Genomic DNA, 19,470 nt, shown 5'->3' with positions numbered 1-19,470 from the left:
TAAGTATTGATGTATTTATCCGTGATGTCCCTTTCAATTTCAAACTAAAAATTGGGGCTTAGGGTATGGCCTTTGTAGAAGGCATCGATAATTTCCACGACCTCATCCTCAGTATCCACGATTTTAATCAGGTCTAGGTCTTCCGCACTTATATTTCCAAAGGATAGCATCGTATTTTTTATCCAATCGAACAGACCTGTCCAAAACTCACTTCCTACTAGGATAATTGGAAATTTACCTATTTTGTTCGTTTGGATCAAGGTGATGGCCTCGAATAATTCATCCAAGGTGCCAAAACCTCCCGGCATGACTACAAATCCTTGGGAATATTTGACGAACATGACCTTACGTACAAAGAAATAGTCAAAATCCAAGCTTTTATCCTCATCGATATATGGATTGTCATGTTGTTCAAACGGAAGGTCTATGTTGAGTCCTACGGAAGTTCCACCTGCCAAATGCGCTCCTCGGTTGCCGGCCTCCATAATGCCCGGACCGCCTCCAGTGATAATGCCGTAGCCTGCTTCCGCTATTTTTTTGGAAACGTTTACGGCAAGTTGATAGTATTTATTATCATCCTTGGTCCTTGCCGATCCAAATATGGATACGCACGGTCCTATTTTGCTCATTTTTTCAAAACCGTTCACGAATTCGCCCATAATCTTGAATATGGCCCAGGAATCGTTCGTCTTGATCTCGTTCCACCCCTTGTGGTGTTTTTCGTTTCTCATGTGTATGCCTTATAATTTTAATTCTTTCTTCAAAAACTCTGCCGTATAACTGCCTTCGACCTTACAAATATCTTCCGGGGTCCCCGCTGCAATTAATTGACCGCCCGTTCGACCACCCTCGTATCCTATATCAATAACGTGGTCTACCATTTTTATTACATCCAGATTGTGTTCAATGACCAAAACGGTATTTCCTTTATTCACAAGTTTGTCCAAAACTTCCATTAAAACCCTAATATCCTCAAAATGAAGGCCCGTAGTGGGTTCGTCCAGAATATAAAACGTATTTCCCGTATCCCTTTTTGAAAGTTCGGTTGCCAATTTTATGCGTTGCGCTTCCCCGCCTGATAATGTCGTGGACTGTTGGCCCAATGAAATATAGCCCAATCCTACATTTTGGATGGTTTTAAGTTTTCTATAGATCTTGGGGATCGCCTCAAAGAAATCGACGGCTTCGTTTATGGTCATTTCCAAGACATCTGATATGGATTTGCCCTTGTACCTGATTTCCAAAGTCTCCCTATTAAAACGTTTGCCGTTACATGTCTCACATTCCACGTAAACGTCCGGCAGAAAATTCATCTCGATGACCCGTAAGCCTCCCCCTTGACAGGTTTCGCACCTTCCTCCCTTCACGTTGAAACTAAACCTACCTGGTTTGTAACCTCGTATGGAGGCTTCCGGGGTTTTTGTGAACAGGGAACGAATTTCGCTGAATACACCCGTGTAGGTAGCGGGATTGGATCTTGGTGTTCGGCCGATAGGGGATTGGTTTATGTCGATGACCTTGTCTACATGCTCGAGTCCCGTAATTTTTTTATAGGGCATGGGTTTTTTGACCCCGTTAAAGTAATGGGCGTTCATGATGGGGTAAAGTGTCTCATTGATCAAGGTGGATTTTCCACTACCTGATACCCCTGTAACCCCGATCATTTTTCCTAAGGGAAATTCTACGGTGATGTTTTTTAGATTGTTGCCCGTACAGCCTGATAGTACAATTTTCTCACCGTTGCCCTTTCTTCGTTTTTTAGGCACCCTTATTTCCTTTACACCCGTAATGTAATCGGCCGTAAGGGTATGATGTTTTTTTAGGTCTTTTGGGTCACCTTGGGAAATAATTTCCCCACCATGCTTACCGGCTTTGGGGCCTATGTCGATCACATGGTCCGCCCGTTCGATCATATCCCTATCGTGTTCCACCACGATGACTGAGTTTCCTATGTCCCTTAAGGATTCCAGGGATTTTATCAATCGGGCATTGTCCCGTTGATGTAGGCCAATACTGGGTTCGTCCAAAATATACAGTACACCTACCAATTGGGAGCCTATTTGGGTGGCCAAGCGAATCCTTTGAGCCTCGCCTCCGGACAATGATTTTGAGCTACGGTTCAGGGAAAGGTAGTCCAGTCCTACGTCCAAAAGAAACCGAATCCGGGTCCGGATTTCCTTGATGATTTCCTCCGCAATCTTCAATTGGTTGCCTTCCAGGGTCTTTTCCAGACCTTCAAAAAAAGTTGACAACTCAGCAATATCCATATTGGCAAGTTCCGCAATGTTTCGATCATCGATTTTAAAATACAGGGATTCCTTTTTTAGCCTTGCGCCATCGCAGGTAGGACATTGGATTTTATCCATGTAATCTTTGGCCCATCGCTTTATGGAGGTCGATTCCGCTTGCTCGAACTGGTTCTTTATAAAGTTGGAAATACCTTCGTAATCGATTTTATAGGTCCTTTTTACGCCCAAGGTCTTAGAGTCCACCTCAAAACTTTCATTGCCACCATTGAGCAAAATTGCAATGGCCTCCTGGGGGATATTTTCCACGGGGTCCGTCAGTTCAAAATTAAATCGCTGCGCAATGGTTTCTATTTGCTTGAAGGCCCACGATTTTTTGTACTCACCAAGGGGTGCTATGGCACCATTTTTAATGGATAGTTTTTTATTCGGAAATATTTTGTCCTCGTTTACCTCATAGATATGTCCCAGCCCATTACAATTGGGGCACATGCCCTTTGGGGAGTTGAACGAAAATGTATTGGGTTCTGGCTTAGGGTAGGAGATACCGGTGGTTGGGCACATTAAATCCCTACTAAAATACCTTGGGACTTGTGACCCCTCCTCGAGGACCATCAAAACATTATCACCGCTATACATGGCCGTATTGATGGTTTCCGCCAATCGTTTCTGTAAATCTTCGCTATGTTGGACCTTAAGCCTGTCTATGACTATTTCAATGTCATGGGTCTTGTATCGGTCTACCTTCATACCCTTTACGATGTCCTTGATTTCACCATCCACTCGAACTTTCACGAAGCCCTGTTTAGCAATTTGCTCGAACAATTCCCTGTAATGTCCCTTTCTAGATTTTATGATAGGAGCAAGGATATTGATTTTCTTTCCGTCATAGGTTTCCATGATGAGCGCTCTTATTTGATCATCACTGTAACTCACCATTTTCTCACCGGTATTGTAACTATGGGCGTCACTGGCACGGGCAAAAAGCAATCGCAGGAAATCGTAGACTTCCGTTATTGTCCCAACGGTAGACCTGGGGGATTTGGAGGTGGTTTTCTGTTCTATGGCGATTACGGGAGATAGACCGTCTATCTTGTCAACATCCGGCCGTTCCAGCCCACCCAAAAACTGTCGGGCATAGGCTGAAAAGGTTTCGATATACCTGCGTTGTCCTTCGGCATAGATCGTATCAAACGCCAGTGAGGATTTTCCGCTTCCAGAAAGGCCGGTTATGACGACCAGCTTTTCCCTGGGAATGGTAACATCGATGTTTTTGAGATTATGAACGCGCGCGCCCTTTACCTCAATATTCTCTTCGTAGTGGATCATAGCAATTGACAAAGTTGCGAAATTACGATTTTGATACCGAAACAAGAACCGGTCGACATTTATATTTAGTCAAATCAGGATTTAAATATTGGTTTCTGCTCATTGAACAGAACCTGGAAAAGAATGGCCCCAAACATTGCTATGGAGGTTCAACTAGGACTTGGAAACTTTTATCATATTCAGGACACGTCTCCAAAAAACGGTGCTGCTAATGCTTACATTTTCCTTGCCAAGAATACCGGCAGTATCCAAATTTAAATTGATGGTCCTGTTTTTAAATGTATGGTCCAACGCATCCTTATCCGAAAGTAAGGCCATACTCCAATTTGGAAAAAAGCGGTGCGAATTGACCTTGCGGGTAAGTACCTCCAGGTCATAGTGCCTTGGGTCCTTTTTTATCTTTTCGTAAACAAGGAGCACGTTGGATTTTGGGCCTTCCAAAAATTGAAAGAAGTTGTTGTCTTGGCAAACAAGACACCCGGTGATGTTGTTTTCCTTATTGGTTTCGGTTGCCTCATCGATGATATCCTCAATATCTGAAATTTGTATAGTATCTGACATGGTGGATTTATAGGTAAGTTCATAAATCAGATTATCCGAGGAGAGGGAACTTTTGAATTTGCTGGGCAAGAGTCCGAATCTTTCCGAAAAGGTCTTTGAGAAATAGCTTCTGCTAGAAAAGCCTATTTTGTAGCATACCTCCGAAATCGTCAAGTCCGAATGTTGTAAAAGCTCCTTTCCCTTTTCCAGTCGCAAATGTGTGATAAAATTGCCCAGGCTTTCCCCAAATAGATGCCTAAAACCAGCCTGAAGTTTTTTTGGTGACAAACTGAAAAACTTTGAAAGATGGTCAATATTCAAGGATTGGTCAATGTGTTCCGCAATATGTTCCGCTACTTCAGATATCTTGAGGATTTCAGCATTGGAGAGCGGGAATCCAATTTGAACGTCATCCTTGTCCGCGTCATGATGCTCCACTTGGGAGGCCAAGGTATTTATTACGGCACCTTCTACCAATAATTTACCTACGGCATCCATTCGATTGTTTTCTATAAGAATGTTGGCGTATTTTGAAGTTAACGGACTTATTTCCCCATAATAGCTGAAGGGCTTGTCCTTTTGAATAAAACTTGTAATCTCCTCTAAAGCCGATTCCAAAATCGTTTTTCTTCTGGAATTTGCGACACCAACTTTTTCCCTAACGAATATGGCACTGAGCTTTAAGTGGACCTTGGCGGGGAAGGTGACAATATTGGGAGTCTCTGCGGCACTGGAAAAGATTACGTTTTGTCTTGGGTGAATTTTATTAGGGTTTTCCTGGTCTTCAAATCTGTGAAAAAAATGACCTTTTACACAATATAGAAAGTAGATGATGGAGGGGTCTTGCTCCATTTTGGATATGTTAAGATCCTCAGTAAAGGTTATATCGTAAATTCTTACATTCAGTCCTTCAAAGACACTATATGTAGTGACATGGCCCTTGCCCAAAGCATTGTCCAAAGTTAAAACAGCTGAATCCTGATATTCCTTAAAATCCGCACCAAGGTTGAGTGCCAATTTCCGCAATTGATCAAAAGGATGTTCAAAATTTATGTGGAGCATAGAGGTTTTTAATAGGTCGCCTTATAAATGTTAAATTTAAAAATATTTTTTGTTATTGACTGTATTAAATATTTCCTAGACCCTGATATCGTTAACCTCGCATGGTTTTTATGGGGCAATGGATTTGTGCAGGCCATACGATATCATAGGTGAGCGATTCGCTCTGATTCGTAAAAAAAAACCACATGAGTTAAAGATTTTTAATGTGACAAATAAAATGGAAGGCCAACGTGTAAACTTGGACGTAAGGGTTACTTTTCGAACCTGTTCAGTCTTCTGCGAAGTCTAAGCACTTCCTCCTGAAGATTTGAAACCTGCCCTAACAAATGGTCAATGGCTTGTAGTCCTTGCGGGTTAATTTCCAATTCTTGGTGAAGACGTACCATTCTTTCCAGTTTTGGCAGTTCGTTTAACTCGATGACTTCCCTATTATCCGCTTTTTCAAGGGTAAGTATTTCGAGCTCCACAAGCTGATGAACCAACGAAACCTCTATGTTATGGTGGGTACAGAATTCTTCAATATGTATGAATGTAGCTTTCATAATGGTATTTTATTTAAGGCCCGACTTTTCAAGTTCCCTAAAAAGGTTTTCCTGTTCCGTAGACAGATTTTCCGGTATCTTAGGGCTAAAGGAAATGAATAAGTCGCCAAATCCATCTTTTTTATATTTTGGGAACCCTTTCCCTTTGAGTTTGACGGTAGCACCATTTTGGGTGCCCCGCTTTACGTTTAATTTTACCTTTCCCGTTAAGGTTTCAACCACTATTTCTCCCCCTAATACTGCTTTTATCAGGGGTATTTCAATGGTTTTATACAGATTGTCACCCTCTCTTTTGAAGGTAGTGTCATTAAAAATGGAGAATGTTATGTAAAGGTCTCCTTTGGGGCCGCCAGATATTCCGTCACCTCCATAGCCCTTTATTTTAATGGTTTGTCCGTCTTCAATTCCTGCGGGAATCGTAATGCGAATGTTCCTGCCGTTTACGGTCAAGGTACGCTTATGGGTTTCTATGACCTCGGAAAGATTCAGACGGAGCTCTGCGTTATAATCCTGTCCCCTGTACTTTGCCCTGCCCTGTTGTCTTCCAAATCCGCCTCCACCACCAAACATCGATTCAAAGAAGTCTGAAAAATCACTGTCCTGGCCGCTAGCGTAGGTATATTCATTGTAACCGCCACCGGATGGCCTTCCCTGCCTTTGGGATTTGGCTTTCTCAAACTCCTCCGCATGTTGCCAATCCTCTCCGTATTGGTCGTATTTTTTTCTTTTTTCAGGATCGCTTAAAACTTCATGGGCCTCGTTGATCTTCTTGAACTTTTCTTCGGCTTCCGTATTGTTTGGGTTGAGGTCCGGATGATGTTTTCGGGCCAGTTTCCTGTAGGCTGACTTTATTTCCTTCTCGGTAGCAGATTTGTCCAATCCTAAAACCTCATAATAATCTATAAAATTCATATACTGGGTACCTGGTCTTTTCCTTCGTTCAAGTTACTCAAATTGTATGGATTCTAAGTGCCTAAAAGCATTTTTTGTGAAGAGCATTTCGTTGTTTAGATTCTTGTCATGTAATCGAATACTCAAGATATATAATGGAAGCGTGGGCACGTTTCCCAATAAAGGAACGTTTAGCGCGTAAATTTTGAAAATTCATTAAAAATATCATGTATGCAAATGAGATTGGCAGGCTTATTGTTGCAGTAAAAGTAAGTTGTTAGGTACCGTTTCCATGCGCATATTTAGATATTTTAGGTTTTTGAACTCTGGACCCATGCCCTTGGCCCAACTGGACGATATATATGACAAGGCTATATCAAAATTGCCCGTAGCTACTCGATTGGAGTATTGTCGTAGAATGTTACATAGATGTAAATTCGATTTGCACGGTGTCGATTGTAAAATTAAAAAGCAGCAGTTGAAAACCTTACTAAAATCTACAGTAACGGAAATTTCTAAACTGGAGGAGCAAGCTGAACTAAAGTAATTCCTTTAAAGTATTTTAACGTAAAATACCTTCCTTAAGCATCAAAAAATTATTGAGAAAAGGGTTGAACCATTTTCTTCTTCCATTTCAGTCTTCCTCTAAATCTTTTCAAGTTTGAAGCCTTTTAGCAGTGGATTTGGCTTTTTTTATAGCAAGGGTGGGCTCATACACAGAATGTATTTTCGTCTTTCCCGTGGTGACCACCTTGGCCAGAATCTTCGAAACCTGTTAGTGCGTATAAAATTCCCCTGCCGTTTTGCCCGCACCAGCGGCAAATTTTGCAATCAGGTATTTATAGGAATCACCCAACACATCTGATTCTATTTCTTCCAATTTGAAATCGATCTTGTCTAGGTACGTCAAAATCTTTACAATGATCTCATTACGCGCTACTACCGTTCTGCCAATTTATGTATAGTTGAGATCCAAGTCCTCGAAGAGTGCATTGAAATCCTCTTCAGATTCCGTTCCCAAGTTACTTTGCTCGATGTGATTGAGTACAGATTTAAGGTCTTCCAGAATATAGTTGCTTTCACTTTCTATATCGGTATTTCCTTTTGATACCAGCATAGAAAATAGTTAAGCGTGTTTGAAGAGATAGCCCAATTTCAATAGAGACTCTTCTTTGATGGCGGGAACAAGGTGCTCATTTGTCGGACACTGAAGGAGATTGAGGAAATGTTACAGGACTATGGCTTCCTGCGTGTGCACCAATCCCATTTGATCAACCCCCAATTTGTCAAGGGCATCTGGAAAAGGGACGGGGACACCATGATGATGAAAGATGATAGGGAAATTCCCGTGTCAAGGCAAAAAAGGAATGAAATAAACGGTATCCTGGAGTCCATGTTGCTGTTTAAATAAATCAAATAGGATAAGTTATTCTTGGTTCTTATAAAATTAATTCGTTGTACAAGCTTTGCCCTCCTCCCGTATTTGGGTACCGGTCATAACAAGAGAATTCGAGCTATTTTCATTCATTTTGATTCGATGAACTCGTTAGGGATAGCTCCCCTCATGAGCTACGTGGTATAGTCTTAACTAACAAATGTTTATCCCGTTTTACCGATAATTCAAAATTAGGGTAGTCATGGTAAATTTATAGTTAACTAAAACAATATAAACTCGAAGGTTCTCGATTTGTAACTTTCATAATAACAGGGTTTTATATAATTTTTTTAGTAACCGCATACGCTAACGTATACGGTAATCACCAAAAAAAATAAACCGTTGATATTGAGTATAAACAATTCAATATCAACGGTTTTAATTTGTAGCGAGATAGGGACTTGAACCCTCGGCTTCCGGGTTATGAATTCGATATAAACCCATAATTAACAGGGCTTCCTAGAGGTTAACCTTCATTTTTTCGCTTAAATCGTATGCGGCAGCGTGTGCTCTGATTCAACTTTTAAAACTATCCTAAAATAGATGATTTGAACCCAACAAAGAATATAATTTCCGGCTTTTTATGAGATTTAATATGACAATGCCCGTGTGAATTTCTATCATTCAATTTTTTGGTGTCGAATAAGGTTTTTAAAGTATGAATCCTTAAGTACTCGCCGCGGCTCGGTCAAAACCCACGGTTTCCCTATAAATTTGAGGGGATACCTCAGCATTTTTCTTAAAAAATCGACTAAAGTAATATTCGTCGTTATAACCTAGTTCATAGGCAATTTCTTTTACCGTTTTATTGGTAAGATAAAGTTCCCTTTTGGCTTCTATAATAATGCGTTCGGATATTAAGTCGGTCAACGTTTTATTAAAGTGCGATTTGGTAAGTTTTGATAAGGCCTTGGGAGTAATCGCCAGCATATCCGCATAATCGCTCGCGGAATGTTTTGTTCTGTAATGTGACTCTATATAGTTCTTTAAGTTCTGTAGGATAAAAGGTTCCTGTTTGCTGATAGTGGCTTCTTCCTTTGCAGACTGTTGCTCCCTTTTAAGCCTTGATGCCGTAATCAAAAAAATTTTTAAATAAGAAATCAATAGTTCGTATTGGGCCAGATCAGACTTCTTGATTTCCTCCTTGAGTTGTTCAATGATAATTTCGAAGTTCGTTGCGGTTTTCCCATCCACTAGGACAAAGGGCGTGTCATAGATATTATTGAACAATACGCCATGACAGGCGACTTCTTGATGATGCTTGTGTATACAGAAAAAATCGGGATGGAATTGGACAACGATGCCCGTAGGACCTTCGGTAGATTTGAAGGCAAAAGGTTGGTAGGGCGAAAAGGACAACAACATATTCTCATGAAATTCATATTCATGGAACTCAGAGGTTAGTATACCCCTGCCTTTTTGAATCCAAATAAGGGAATAATGGTTCAGTCTTTGGGTATCCTCAAAAGGATTTTCCATTTCAAAAGGTTGGATTTTAAGCGCTAAATTCCCGGAGTTTGGTTCAATGAGGGTATAGTTGTTTATCGGTATCACAATTGGTTGAAGGTTTTATTATAGTTTTCTTTCGTTTTCTTCGATTTTTAGGTCATTGATACTAGCAAATCTTTTCTGCATAAAACCATTTTCATCAAATTCCCAAAGTTCATTTCCATAGGCTCTATACCATTGGTCGTATTTATCTTGAAATTCATACTCAAATCTAACGGCCATTCTATTTTCCTTAAAACCCCATAACTCTTTTTTTAGCTTATAGTGCTTTTCGGATTTCCATTTTTGGGTCAGGAATTCAACAATCTCTTTTCTTCCATTGATGAATTGTGTTCTATTTCTCCATTCGGAATCGACTGTGTACGCTTGGGACACTTTAACAGGATCTTTACTGTTCCAGGCATCTTCCGCCATTTGAACTTTTATTTTTGCGGTTTCCTCGTTAAATGGAGGTAAGGGATATTTCTTGGTGATTTCAATTTCTGTTGCCATTTCTTTGTAGCGTTTTGATGTTCAAATGATTCAATTAATAGGATAACTTTGGAAGCATACGTTGCATGCCTTTTTTGGCATGTTGTATTTAGGATACATACCTTTTAAATTTCGCTCTGCGTAGGATCTAACCCATCCCTTCCTTTGTTCCATAACTGAAGGATGGTCCTTTTTTTGGGTTTTGTAATATTCGCCACCATATTCCTGTCTTCCCCAGCAATTTGGACACACAAATTCCCGAGTTTTACTTTTGGTAAGAACAGGATTTTTCTTGAATAAATAGTGCATATTTTTTAATGCTTTCATTTTTGATGATTTTAGAAATTTAATGGGAAGTACACCAGACAAATGTGTACTTCCCATATATTTTATAAGGTTTCTGCCAAGGGGAAATCTACGGGCACCTTGGTTAGATTGTGCAAGTAGTTCATGGCCGTTTTATCACTTACCTGTAAAATGACGTCTACAAGATTTTCCTTTGTGTATCCTTGGGCAAAAAAGTCTTCAACGGTTTCGTTTTTTGCCTTACCGCGGTTCAAGGTAATATCGGCTGCCAATTTCACTAGGGCATCCAATTTGGGATTGTCGCTTCTTCCCTTTCTAATGTCCAATAATTGAGCATCATTAAAGCCGTTCATCTTACCCAAAACTGTATGGGCACTTTGGCAGTAAACACATTCGTTGACCTGACTTACAACCAGGTTTACGGCTTCTTTTTCTTTGTTGTTCAAAGAGGTCTTTGCGTTCTGGTAGTCCAAAAATCGTTTTAGACCATTTTCCGAATAGGCTATGGTAGCATATAGATTCGGTACAAAGCCCAAAGCCTTGTTTAGATTGTCAAAAATTCCTTGATTGATGGGAGCTACATCTTCCCGTGTTGGAACCTTAAATTCCGTTGCAGTTACATTCTCCATGAGATAAAAATTAAAATTGTTCGTCATTATTGACATTGCAAAGTTGGGGAAGAAGGGTATTGTTTAAAATGGACGATTTTCGCCAATGAATGGATGATTTTCCCCGTACTCTAAAGTTGGACAATTCTGTTTCTATGCTTGATAATTCACAACCATGGTTTAATTGAAAGTCAGAAAATGAGGTAAACTATTCAAAGGTTTCCTTGGCTATAATTGTAAAATTCAATTCACTGATTAATAGGAATGTCAATTGGTGAGTGCATAGTTCAAATTGAATTGTAAATAGAAGTTATCGGGCAAAACTCCCAATTAAAGAATTTCTTTAAAGGATTTTTTTTAGCTTATAGAGGCATCAATTAAGAACGGTTAAAGATGCATTTTCATGCCTACATGGCTTGGCTTGAATCCTAGGGACTTATAAAAACGAATGGCATCAGGCCGATTTTTGTCGGTGGTCAGCTGTAATAGGTGGGCCTTACGTTCTTTCGCTCTTTGGATGGCCCATTGAAATATGCTTTTCCCAATCCCCTGATTACGTTGTCCCTTGTGAACCCTAACCCCTTCCATTTGTGCTCTAATGCCTCCTTGGTATGTCAAATAGGGGATAAATGTCATTTGAAATACTCCAACAACTTCATCTTTATCGTCGATAACAACAGTGAGTTCTTGATTTGAATCATCATTGATGCGTTCAAATGCATCGTAATAATTTTTGGGTAATGGGGTGGTGAAGTTTTCACGTTTGCTGCCAAGAACATCGTCAGCAATCAACTGTACAATGCTCAAAACGTCCTTGATGTTCGCTTTTCTGAATTTTATCATTTTACCTAGTGTTTGTTGACAGTAAGGTTCTTCTCCATTCTTGCTTTGATCTGTTTGAAATCCACCCAATAAATATTACCATCATCTTTGCTCCCTCTATGGAAAAATAAAAAGTTACCATCTGGTGAAACGCTTGGTGTCATCTCGGTTTTTTCTGTATTTATTTTCGGACCTAAGTTCAGAGGTACTGTCCATTCCCCGTTTTTATTAAAGCTGATGTATAAATCACTATCACCAAATCCCAAATCACTTTTAAAATCATAAATCAAATAGCTTTCATCCGGAGCAATGTATGAATGGGCTATCCATTTACCAGTGGCATTAATTTTCTGTCCCATTCTATCGATACTTTTATATTGACCATCTTCCAAAACCGATTTATAGATAACCCAATCTTCTGGTTTATCCCCCTTTTCTCCCGTGGTAAAGTATAGATTTCCATTCTCTGAGGACGTGAGGTACATAATGACAGATCTATCCATGAATGGGTTCTCCATCGGTAATGGGGAACTCCATCCATTTACTTCTTTTTTACTGTACCACTGGTGCAGTCCATTTGATTTAGTAGCGTCGGGTAGGGGTCTTGTGCTACCAAAATATAGTGTATCTCCATTTGGACTAATATGGGGCTCAAAATCCCATCCTTCGGTTGCTGTGAATAATGCGGGCTCTGGGTTGGACCACTTGCCGTCAACTAATTTCATAGTGTAAATTTCATTATCCGCATTTGGTTTTCTTCGGGTAAAATAGAGCTCGTCCATTTCTGGAGTAAAGGTTACCGCAAACTCATAGTTGTTTGTAGAGATAATTCCATTGCCAAAAATCAAAGGAGTATCTGTGGGAGTATTCGCATCCAACAATGTTAAATTTGATGGGCTTTCTTTTTTACAAGAAAACAAAAGAAACAGTAAGAATAGAAAAGTTACTTTGACAGCTTTCATGATTTCAATTTGGTAAAATACACATTTTTCGCCCTGCTGCTCGATACTTCAAAGCCTATCACCTCATTAGACGAGTTTCTTACAAAGACTACTTTTAGAAAAGATCCTTTGTTACCCTTGAAATAGTCATTTTTAATCGCTTTTAATGGAAAGTCCCCCAATCTTGTGTGTTTTGCGACTAGCTGGTCTTCTTCAATAAAAAACGAGTAATAGGCATTTAACTCAGAACTGTAATACCTTCCCGTAAATTCCTCAAGGGTGGTTGCATCGTAATGGGCAGGAATATATTTTTCCGTATATATCTGATAGCCATCCTCCAGTGTGATGATCATCTGGTTGTTTGCAAAGGAGATGCCCACATAGTCATCAATATCAATTTCAAAATCATGCTCACCCACGGGCACTAAGGCAGTATTGCCATTTTTGGTAATGAAGCGTAAGGTGTCATTTTCTATTTTTACCTCTCTTGAATAACTGTCTTCTTCATCCCAATAATGACCTTCATAGCGTAGTAGCTCCTCAGGTTTTTTTGATATTGGTTTTTGATGTGTCAATTTTTCCACAGAAGACTTTTGGGTGGTTTCTTCAATGAAATATTGTTCCAGACAAAAGTCCATGATGTCATACACCATTCTAGCACCATTGATTTCACCATTGGTATTGGTGAAAATCACACTGAGATTCAATTCTGGAAAAGTTGCCAAATAAGCTTGATAACTAGCATCTTGGCCACTATGTTCAAAACGTTTGAACCCTTTATAGTTATTAATGAACAAACCATTTGCATACTCATAGGTTTCCCCATTATTCAAATGCTGTAAGGTTTGCATTTTTTTAAAAATGGCTTCGTTGCCTACTTTTTTTGTGTCATAATTAATGGCCCATTTACTCAAATCTGTGATAGTCGTGTTTAGATTGGTAGCACCAACACTGAAGTTATTAAACAGGTCTTCAACATACCTTGAATCTACTTTGAAATAGGAAAGACTTTTGTTTTTAACCACCTGTCCTTTTTGATCTACAAATTTTGAATCATACATGTGCAGGGGCTTAAAAATGCGCTGATGCGCAAATTCTGCAAAGGACATCTTTGATACACGCGCTACGATTTCCGCCAACAATGCATAGTTGGCATTGCTGTACATGTGCTTGTCGTTTGGTTTGAAGTTCAACGTCTCTTGATTAAAAATAAGCTTCAATACCTGTTCATTGGTGATCACATCATCGAGCGTCCAGCCAGATAGGCGTAGTAGATTATACTTGTCTTTCAGGCCACTTGTGTGATTTAGCAAATGACTAATGGTAATTGTAGGCTCAAAGTCATACATCTCAGGAAGATAGTTTCTAATATCATCCTCCAAAGACAATTTTCCTTCATTTTCAAGCAAAAGAATGGCAAATGCTGTAAACTGTTTTGAAACTGAGGCCACATGAAAGGAAGTCTTTTTCTGAATCGGTATCTGATAATCAAGATTCGCCAATCCAAAGTACTTTTCATATATCAATTCATTGTCCTTTACAAGACCAATTGCAATACCTGGTTCCTTTTCATTATTATTACTTAAAAGGCTATCGATTTTAGTTGCTATATGGTGAATATTGATTTGCTCATTATTATTTTGAGCAGATACAATCGCAGCAAATAAAGCGAGTAGCATGGCCATTATTCGTTTGAACATTTTACACATATCTATTATTTTAGACTTAATTCCAAACTCCGGTTTCTGCAGTTTTAAAAGCAAAGGTTTCAAAATCTATGGCAGGTCTACCAAGTACTTTCGCAACATCATCGGAAATTTCCTGGTTTTCTGGATTTCCTAATACTTCTTTAAATAAATACCCAAACAACCACACATAGGAATCGGGCAGACCTGCTTTTCGCATACCATCCTTAAATTCGTCTATAGATATGGGCACAAATTGAATCTGTTTTTTGGATGCCTCGGCCATGATGCCAACGACCTCTTTAAAGGTTCTTTTTTGAGGTCCGGTAACGGTTATGGTCCGCCCATTATAGGAATCATCTAACAGCACTTTTGAAACCACATCGGCTATATCGTTGACGTCCACAAAAGGAATCTTTGCCTTTGGCATGGGCAATGCCACGGTCCCCTTCAAAATAAAATCTAGAAAGGCTCCTTCGCTGAAATTTTGGTTGAACCAGGAAGCCCTCACAAGGGTATAGTTGAGTCCGGAGTTGGCTACGATTTCTTCACAGGCTTCCGCTTCGGATTCTCCTTTACCGGAAAGTAGGACCACCTTTTCCAATCCTGCTTCTAGAGCCTTTTCGGTAAGTGTTGTGATGGCATCCCTGGAGCCTGGAACGGCCAGATCTGGATAGTACACGATATAGGCCCTGTCCATGTCCTTTAGGGCATCATCATAGGTCTCAGGATTTTCCCAGTCAAAAGCTGGGGTTGTTTTTCTTCCGACAATCCTAACATTATGCCCAACTTGCATTAAATTTTCTGCTACGCGACGACCCGTTTTGCCGGATCCTCCAATTACTAAAATGTTCTCTGTTTTCATGTGTGTTCGTTTTAAAAATTGATATTAATTGCGTTTTAGGTGATTGAAATTTTTGATGATTTTCATTGATAATTTCCGATGCTTATTTTGCTACGCACCTTGGCATGCCAGTAAACATAGGTGGTGGCCATAAACTCCAGGCCAATGAACCAAAAGCCGAAGTCGATAAAGAAATCGGCATAGGTACCGCCATAGGGCAATACGGTAAACGGCACGGTGATCAGCGCATCCAGAATTGCCGAAACACCAAAGAAAATGAGCCCTGCCCATAGACCGTGGAGAGTGACACCCTTTTTAAAATACAGTTTGGAACAAAACCAAACCACGGGAATAATGATTATGGATAGCCAAATGTTGGCCTGTTTTTCTGTATCCTCCAGAATGGGGAGATAAAAGGATAGTGCATATAAATTCACTCCAATTATCCAAATTAATATCCCAAAGCCAATAGTTCTAATTAGTTTCATGATCGCTCGTTTTTTGATTGATGATAGTTGATATGATATTTATTTGTTGACTATAATTCCTGTAAGCAATAAGATGAAAGAGAACGTAGCACAAACTGTCCTGACCGTATGCCACTTGTTCCAAGGCTCTTCGAAGGTTTTTCGCAAATCTGCCAACTCCAGTGGGGTGGCTTTCTCCAGCACGGTTTTATCCAATAGTTCATTTAGCGGGACATTTTTGAAAATCGTTACCAGACTAATGCCCAGGAAAAACAGCACAGCCGCCAGCATAAAGGACCAAAAGGTGGCCGGATGTGCGCTGCGATACAAAAATGCATTGACGAACAGCAGAATCACCGGGCCAAAAAAGACGATTAGAAAACTAGGGTTGATAATGGCTTGGTTCATGGCTTGGAACGATTGTAAGAAGCCGTAGTCATCCAATCTGCCAATACCCGGTGTTATAGCATTGGACCATGTGAAACACAGACCTGCCGTTAATCCGGTAAATAAGATGCCCAGCATCCAAACGATAATTTTAAAGTTTACTTCCATTTTGATTTGTTTTAGGAGATGATATCCAGGTTAATAAGTCTTGATACTCGTTGGAGGTGAGTTTTATTTTCTTACCCTTGGGCATTCTTTTCTTTATAAAGACCTGCATATAAATATCAGTGGCCCAAGTATCCATATTTTTTGGGGGTAAACACGCATTTCTTGTTTCTTGTGTGGTGACAGACATTGCATTTGTTCTCCAAGACTTGAAATGCTTGTTCTTTTGTATTCTTAAGAGGATACGCTTCGCCTAGGTTGTTTACATCGACCAATGCATTTTGGTCCGTTGAACTGGTACTAATCGTCAGAAGGAATATGATTGCATGTTTTACTAGTGTTGTCATCCTTTTATCGAATCGTTAATTTGATGATACAAAGGTGCGTAGCGTTCAAAAGATTTTTTTGACACTTCACGACAACGATTTGACAGTTTACGCCAAAATGGGGTTCTAGCTATTTTTGCGGAATTCTGTAGGAGTAAGGTCAGTCCATTTCTTAAATGCCCGATTAAATGCACTCTGCTCTGAGAAACCTGTTAAAAATGCAATTTCTCCAATGTTGTAGGCATTATCGCTTAACATTTCCTTTGCAAGATGTTCTTGGGTTTTTTTTACCAAATCACGATAGGTGACGCCCGCTTCGGATAGTCTTCTGGTAAGTGTCCTATTGCTCATGGCCGTAAGATCACTTATATGGTGAATGCTTGGAATACCAGTGGGGAGTGCATCTTTGATAAGTGCTTCAACATCCCTTACAAACTTATTACCCGCAATCTTGATACCTTTAGTCTCCTCATCAACTTGTTTTAAGAGATATGCATTAATACTGGCGTCCGCCTTGGCGGTTCTTAGATTTAGATCAGCCGTGCTATAGCTAATTGAGTATTTAGGTTGGTTGAAATGTATTTTACACTTAAATGCTTCATTGAAGCTGCTCAAATCTTTGGGAGGGTCATGTTTAAAGCATACTTCTATGGGAGACAACACTTTTTCAGACATCGCCTGTGTGACGACTACCGTAGCCGCTAAACTAGCTTCGGAGGACAGTTGCATACCTCTTCTTGTTGCATCCCTATTGAGAATTATATGAGAAATCTCCCCTCCATTCTGGACTTCCCAATGATAGGTATTGGAGAGTAACTTAAAGTATCGCTCGCTGCGATCAAAAATCTCGCTCAACTTTGAACAGGTTCTCCATGATAACCCTAAGACACCATAATCATCCATTTTCATTTGCGCCCCAACCCTTATGGCAAAACCTGGGCTTAGTTTTTTATCAAGCAACTCGTGAGCCCTTAAATATTCATCAGCGGATACAAATTTTAAATCATCGGCATCTTCAATGGAAATGGGTAAATCTTCAATATCCGCCCTATTCAAACCTTCCGCGATGGCGCAGTTAAGTATTTTTTTATAAAGACGAACAGAGAAATATTTCATTAGTATAGTTCACCAAATCCTTGAGATCTACAATAGTATTAATTTTTAGCATTTTAAGGGACATCCACCTTCTATTTCATTTAGGCCAACGGAATGTATCTCTGCTTTTTTGGCTTATTCTTCCTCAAACAAGTCCACATTGGGCCATTTGGTTCTGGTATCGATCTCGTTGTTGATGACGGATTGAACGGCATTTAAGATGGCCTCATAGTTTGTGCTCCGTTTGTTCATTAACACGGTGTAATTGAAGGTATCGTTATGTCTGCTCATGATAGAGGAGGTTCCCGGAAGCGACCCGGTATGGACCCAATTGAAGAAATTAAAATACGGCCGATTTAATCTGTTAGTTGGTAGAATATCCTGCACATTGGGTCTGCGGTCAATATGGACAATGAACCTTGCCAAATCCGTTGCGGAAGCGATCCACCCACCATGGGCATCCATTCTGGTGACATTCATGTCGTAGGGGCTAAAGGCACCTTCCGTACTGGGATAGTAGACCACCTCATTTTCTAGTCTTTCATCCAATGTGTTCCCGCCAATCTTCATTTCCGTAATGCCCATAGGGGCAAGAACGTTTTCCTGAACATAGGCTTCATAGGATACATTGCTTACCTTTTCAACAACCCTGCCCAAAACTGCGTATCCAAAATTGAGGTAATAATAGGTTGGTGTCTCGTCTATCCTGCGGTTATCGATCATTTCAGAAAAAAGTTCCTGGTAGGATAGGCTGGGGTCGTCGAACATAATGTCGTAGGGGTCGTTGGTCCAACCGGACCTATGCTCGATGAGGTCGTTTACGGAAATGTCCAGTACGCCCGGGGAGTAGGGGAGTGCCCCATATTCCGTACCCAATATGCCCGATTCCCCAAATACCTTGCCACCCAGGGATACTTGACCATCCTCACTGAGTTTGAGCATGCTGATAAAGGTGATGGGTTTTGAGATACTCGCAATCCTGAACAGGGAATTGTCCGCAACGGGAATTTGATTTTCTACATCTGAAAACCCAAAGGACTGTGCATATACCAATTGTTCGTCCTTGGTGATGGCGACCTGGAGCCCGGGCACTTGATAGGTTTCCATAAAGGAAGTGATCTGGGCTTCAAAATTCTCAAAACTGATGGGCTCTTCCGCTACCGTTTCTTCTTCGGTTACGGGTTCTCCCTCAGGTTCCTCGGGAACGGTATCCGTGGTGCTACCAGGGTTTTCCGTTTGGGTGGTTGGGGTGTCCTTAGTTTCTGAAGTTTTACTACAGCTTACTAGTAAAATTAAACACCCTACTAAGACAAGATTCTTCATATTCTCTTTTAATTAATTAGGTCTTCGTAGTTCCAGTGTATACAAGCTGGATGGGATTAAAAATGGGGGAAGCCTAAAAATAGTGAAAAAATATTCTTTGGGTCATCATTGTTCAATTGGTTGGACGGTATTTTGGTTATCTGTAACCTAGGGCATAAATAAAGCGGTTTAGGTGAACTAAACCGCAAGTTTTGAATGATTTTCAAATAGTAGCGAGATAGGGACTTGAACCCTCGGCTTCCGGGTTATGAATTGGATATAAACCCAGTATTTACAAGGCTTCCCAGAGGTTGACCTTCACTTTTTTGCTTAAATCGTATGCGGCAGCGTGTGCTCTGATTTAACTTTTAAAACTATCCTAAAATAAATGATTTGAACCCAACAAAGAATATAATTTCCGGCTTTTTATGAGATTTAATATGACAATGCCCGTGTGAATTTCTATCATTCAATTTTTTGGTGTCGAATAAGGTTTT

21 protein-coding genes are annotated in these 19,470 nt (G+C 40.1%); 2 read left to right on the top strand and 19 right to left on the bottom strand.

The features are described 5' to 3' along the window. Positions 1 to 44: 44 nt before the first annotated feature. The 5 genes from DZC72_RS13260 to DZC72_RS13240 all read right to left on the bottom strand — a co-directional run bounded on the left by DZC72_RS13260 (position 45) and on the right by DZC72_RS13240 (position 6,631). Positions 45 to 731: an LOG family protein gene (locus DZC72_RS13260; RefSeq protein ID WP_125223389.1), complete on the bottom strand. Its 687-nt coding sequence runs from the start codon at positions 729 to 731 to the stop codon at positions 45 to 47. Positions 732 to 740: 9 nt separating this feature from the next. Continuing rightward, positions 741 to 3,575, bottom strand: a complete 2,835-nt coding sequence (gene uvrA / locus DZC72_RS13255) for an excinuclease ABC subunit UvrA (protein WP_125223388.1) — start codon at positions 3,573 to 3,575, stop codon at positions 741 to 743. Positions 3,576 to 3,728: 153 nt separating this feature from the next. Further along, positions 3,729 to 5,177, bottom strand: a complete 1,449-nt coding sequence (locus tag DZC72_RS13250; RefSeq protein WP_125223387.1) for a BLUF domain-containing protein — start codon at positions 5,175 to 5,177, stop codon at positions 3,729 to 3,731. A gap of 251 nt (positions 5,178 to 5,428) precedes the next feature. After that, positions 5,429 to 5,719: a chaperone modulator CbpM gene (locus DZC72_RS13245; protein WP_125223386.1), complete on the bottom strand. Its 291-nt coding sequence runs from the start codon at positions 5,717 to 5,719 to the stop codon at positions 5,429 to 5,431. A 9-nt stretch (positions 5,720 to 5,728) separates the two neighbouring features. After that, on the bottom strand, positions 5,729 to 6,631 hold the full coding sequence (locus DZC72_RS13240; RefSeq protein ID WP_125223385.1) for a DnaJ C-terminal domain-containing protein: 903 nt from the start codon (positions 6,629 to 6,631) through the stop codon (positions 5,729 to 5,731). 271 nt (positions 6,632 to 6,902) lie between these two features. Here DZC72_RS13240 and DZC72_RS13235 point away from each other — a divergent pair, with 271 nt between their 5' ends. Beyond that, positions 6,903 to 7,157, top strand: a complete 255-nt coding sequence (locus tag DZC72_RS13235) for a hypothetical protein (RefSeq protein WP_125223384.1) — start codon at positions 6,903 to 6,905, stop codon at positions 7,155 to 7,157. Positions 7,158 to 7,385: 228 nt separating this feature from the next. Here the strand turns inward: DZC72_RS13235 and DZC72_RS17995 are convergent, their stop codons facing one another. Then, positions 7,386 to 7,520, bottom strand: a complete 135-nt coding sequence (locus DZC72_RS17995; protein ID WP_243641742.1) for an N-6 DNA methylase — start codon at positions 7,518 to 7,520, stop codon at positions 7,386 to 7,388. Positions 7,521 to 7,565: 45 nt separating this feature from the next. Continuing rightward, positions 7,566 to 7,727: a hypothetical protein gene (locus tag DZC72_RS17990; RefSeq protein ID WP_243641741.1), complete on the bottom strand. Its 162-nt coding sequence runs from the start codon at positions 7,725 to 7,727 to the stop codon at positions 7,566 to 7,568. 108 nt (positions 7,728 to 7,835) lie between these two features. On the opposite strand from DZC72_RS17990, the gene DZC72_RS13225 reads away from it, so the two are divergent. Then, entirely contained in the window at positions 7,836 to 8,021 is a 186-nt protein-coding gene (locus DZC72_RS13225; RefSeq protein ID WP_125223383.1) for a LytTR family DNA-binding domain-containing protein, read from the top strand. A gap of 690 nt (positions 8,022 to 8,711) precedes the next feature. Here the strand turns inward: DZC72_RS13225 and DZC72_RS13220 are convergent. The 12 genes from DZC72_RS13220 to DZC72_RS13165 form a co-directional block, all read right to left on the bottom strand. Continuing rightward, entirely contained in the window at positions 8,712 to 9,599 is an 888-nt protein-coding gene (locus tag DZC72_RS13220; RefSeq protein WP_125223382.1) for a helix-turn-helix domain-containing protein, read from the bottom strand. An 18-nt stretch (positions 9,600 to 9,617) separates the two neighbouring features. Then, positions 9,618 to 10,046 (bottom strand): nuclear transport factor 2 family protein, encoded by a 429-nt coding sequence (locus DZC72_RS13215; RefSeq protein WP_125223381.1) that lies wholly within the window; start codon positions 10,044 to 10,046, stop codon positions 9,618 to 9,620. 368 nt (positions 10,047 to 10,414) lie between these two features. Next, positions 10,415 to 10,960, bottom strand: coding sequence for a carboxymuconolactone decarboxylase family protein (locus DZC72_RS13210; protein WP_125223380.1), 546 nt, complete (start codon positions 10,958 to 10,960; stop codon positions 10,415 to 10,417). A gap of 366 nt (positions 10,961 to 11,326) precedes the next feature. Further along, positions 11,327 to 11,782, bottom strand: a complete 456-nt coding sequence (locus tag DZC72_RS13205; protein WP_243641740.1) for a GNAT family N-acetyltransferase — start codon at positions 11,780 to 11,782, stop codon at positions 11,327 to 11,329. A 5-nt stretch (positions 11,783 to 11,787) separates the two neighbouring features. Beyond that, positions 11,788 to 12,723 carry a TolB family protein gene (locus DZC72_RS13200; protein WP_125223379.1) on the bottom strand — a complete coding sequence of 312 codons (936 nt, stop codon included), beginning with the start codon at positions 12,721 to 12,723 and terminating at the stop codon, positions 11,788 to 11,790. Next, positions 12,720 to 14,402 (bottom strand): serine hydrolase domain-containing protein, encoded by a 1,683-nt coding sequence (locus DZC72_RS13195; protein ID WP_165869326.1) that lies wholly within the window; start codon positions 14,400 to 14,402, stop codon positions 12,720 to 12,722. Before DZC72_RS13195 ends, DZC72_RS13200 begins: the two co-directional genes overlap by 4 nt. 25 nt (positions 14,403 to 14,427) lie before the next feature. Continuing rightward, complete coding sequence (locus tag DZC72_RS13190; protein WP_125223377.1) at positions 14,428 to 15,252, bottom strand: NmrA family NAD(P)-binding protein; 825 nt, start codon at positions 15,250 to 15,252, stop codon at positions 14,428 to 14,430. Positions 15,253 to 15,314: 62 nt separating this feature from the next. Further along, complete coding sequence (locus DZC72_RS13185) at positions 15,315 to 15,719, bottom strand: DUF5367 family protein (RefSeq protein WP_125223376.1); 405 nt, start codon at positions 15,717 to 15,719, stop codon at positions 15,315 to 15,317. A 39-nt stretch (positions 15,720 to 15,758) separates the two neighbouring features. Continuing rightward, on the bottom strand, positions 15,759 to 16,253 hold the full coding sequence (locus tag DZC72_RS13180) for an anthrone oxygenase family protein (RefSeq protein ID WP_125223375.1): 495 nt from the start codon (positions 16,251 to 16,253) through the stop codon (positions 15,759 to 15,761). 116 nt (positions 16,254 to 16,369) lie between these two features. After that, on the bottom strand, positions 16,370 to 16,597 hold the full coding sequence (locus tag DZC72_RS13175; protein ID WP_125223374.1) for a hypothetical protein: 228 nt from the start codon (positions 16,595 to 16,597) through the stop codon (positions 16,370 to 16,372). Between the two features lie 105 nt (positions 16,598 to 16,702). After that, entirely contained in the window at positions 16,703 to 17,692 is a 990-nt protein-coding gene (locus DZC72_RS13170; protein ID WP_125223373.1) for an AraC family transcriptional regulator, read from the bottom strand. Positions 17,693 to 17,806: 114 nt separating this feature from the next. Next, a complete protein-coding gene (locus DZC72_RS13165) occupies positions 17,807 to 18,994 on the bottom strand; it encodes a serine hydrolase domain-containing protein (RefSeq protein WP_125223372.1) in 1,188 nt (395 codons plus the stop codon). Between the last annotated feature and the right edge of the window lie 476 nt (positions 18,995 to 19,470).

This window comes from Maribacter algicola (genome assembly GCF_003933245.1).
GTDB classification, from domain to species: domain Bacteria; phylum Bacteroidota; class Bacteroidia; order Flavobacteriales; family Flavobacteriaceae; genus Maribacter; species Maribacter algicola.
This window is presented reverse-complemented; position numbering and strand designations above follow the sequence as displayed.

Excerpts from the sequence above, each read along its gene's own strand:
- DZC72_RS13260 (WP_125223389.1), bottom strand. The coding sequence starts at position 731 with ATGAGAAACGAAAAACACCACAAGGGGTGGAACGAGATCAAGACGAAC.
- uvrA (WP_125223388.1), bottom strand. The coding sequence starts at position 3,575 with ATGATCCACTACGAAGAGAATATTGAGGTAAAGGGCGCGCGCGTTCAT.
- DZC72_RS13250 (WP_125223387.1), bottom strand. The coding sequence starts at position 5,177 with ATGCTCCACATAAATTTTGAACATCCTTTTGATCAATTGCGGAAATTG.
- DZC72_RS13245 (WP_125223386.1), bottom strand. The coding sequence starts at position 5,719 with ATGAAAGCTACATTCATACATATTGAAGAATTCTGTACCCACCATAAC.
- DZC72_RS13240 (WP_125223385.1), bottom strand. The coding sequence starts at position 6,631 with ATGAATTTTATAGATTATTATGAGGTTTTAGGATTGGACAAATCTGCT.
- DZC72_RS13235 (WP_125223384.1), top strand. The coding sequence starts at position 6,903 with ATGCGCATATTTAGATATTTTAGGTTTTTGAACTCTGGACCCATGCCC.
- DZC72_RS17990 (WP_243641741.1), bottom strand. The coding sequence starts at position 7,727 with ATGCTGGTATCAAAAGGAAATACCGATATAGAAAGTGAAAGCAACTAT.
- DZC72_RS13225 (WP_125223383.1), top strand. The coding sequence starts at position 7,836 with ATGTTACAGGACTATGGCTTCCTGCGTGTGCACCAATCCCATTTGATC.
- DZC72_RS13215 (WP_125223381.1), bottom strand. The coding sequence starts at position 10,046 with ATGGCAACAGAAATTGAAATCACCAAGAAATATCCCTTACCTCCATTT.
- DZC72_RS13210 (WP_125223380.1), bottom strand. The coding sequence starts at position 10,960 with ATGGAGAATGTAACTGCAACGGAATTTAAGGTTCCAACACGGGAAGAT.
- DZC72_RS13205 (WP_243641740.1), bottom strand. The coding sequence starts at position 11,782 with ATGATAAAATTCAGAAAAGCGAACATCAAGGACGTTTTGAGCATTGTA.
- DZC72_RS13200 (WP_125223379.1), bottom strand. The coding sequence starts at position 12,723 with ATGAAAGCTGTCAAAGTAACTTTTCTATTCTTACTGTTTCTTTTGTTT.
- DZC72_RS13195 (WP_165869326.1), bottom strand. The coding sequence starts at position 14,402 with ATGTTCAAACGAATAATGGCCATGCTACTCGCTTTATTTGCTGCGATT.
- DZC72_RS13190 (WP_125223377.1), bottom strand. The coding sequence starts at position 15,252 with ATGAAAACAGAGAACATTTTAGTAATTGGAGGATCCGGCAAAACGGGT.
- DZC72_RS13185 (WP_125223376.1), bottom strand. The coding sequence starts at position 15,719 with ATGAAACTAATTAGAACTATTGGCTTTGGGATATTAATTTGGATAATT.
- DZC72_RS13180 (WP_125223375.1), bottom strand. The coding sequence starts at position 16,253 with ATGGAAGTAAACTTTAAAATTATCGTTTGGATGCTGGGCATCTTATTT.
- DZC72_RS13175 (WP_125223374.1), bottom strand. The coding sequence starts at position 16,597 with ATGACAACACTAGTAAAACATGCAATCATATTCCTTCTGACGATTAGT.
- DZC72_RS13170 (WP_125223373.1), bottom strand. The coding sequence starts at position 17,692 with ATGAAATATTTCTCTGTTCGTCTTTATAAAAAAATACTTAACTGCGCC.
- DZC72_RS13165 (WP_125223372.1), bottom strand. The coding sequence starts at position 18,994 with ATGAAGAATCTTGTCTTAGTAGGGTGTTTAATTTTACTAGTAAGCTGT.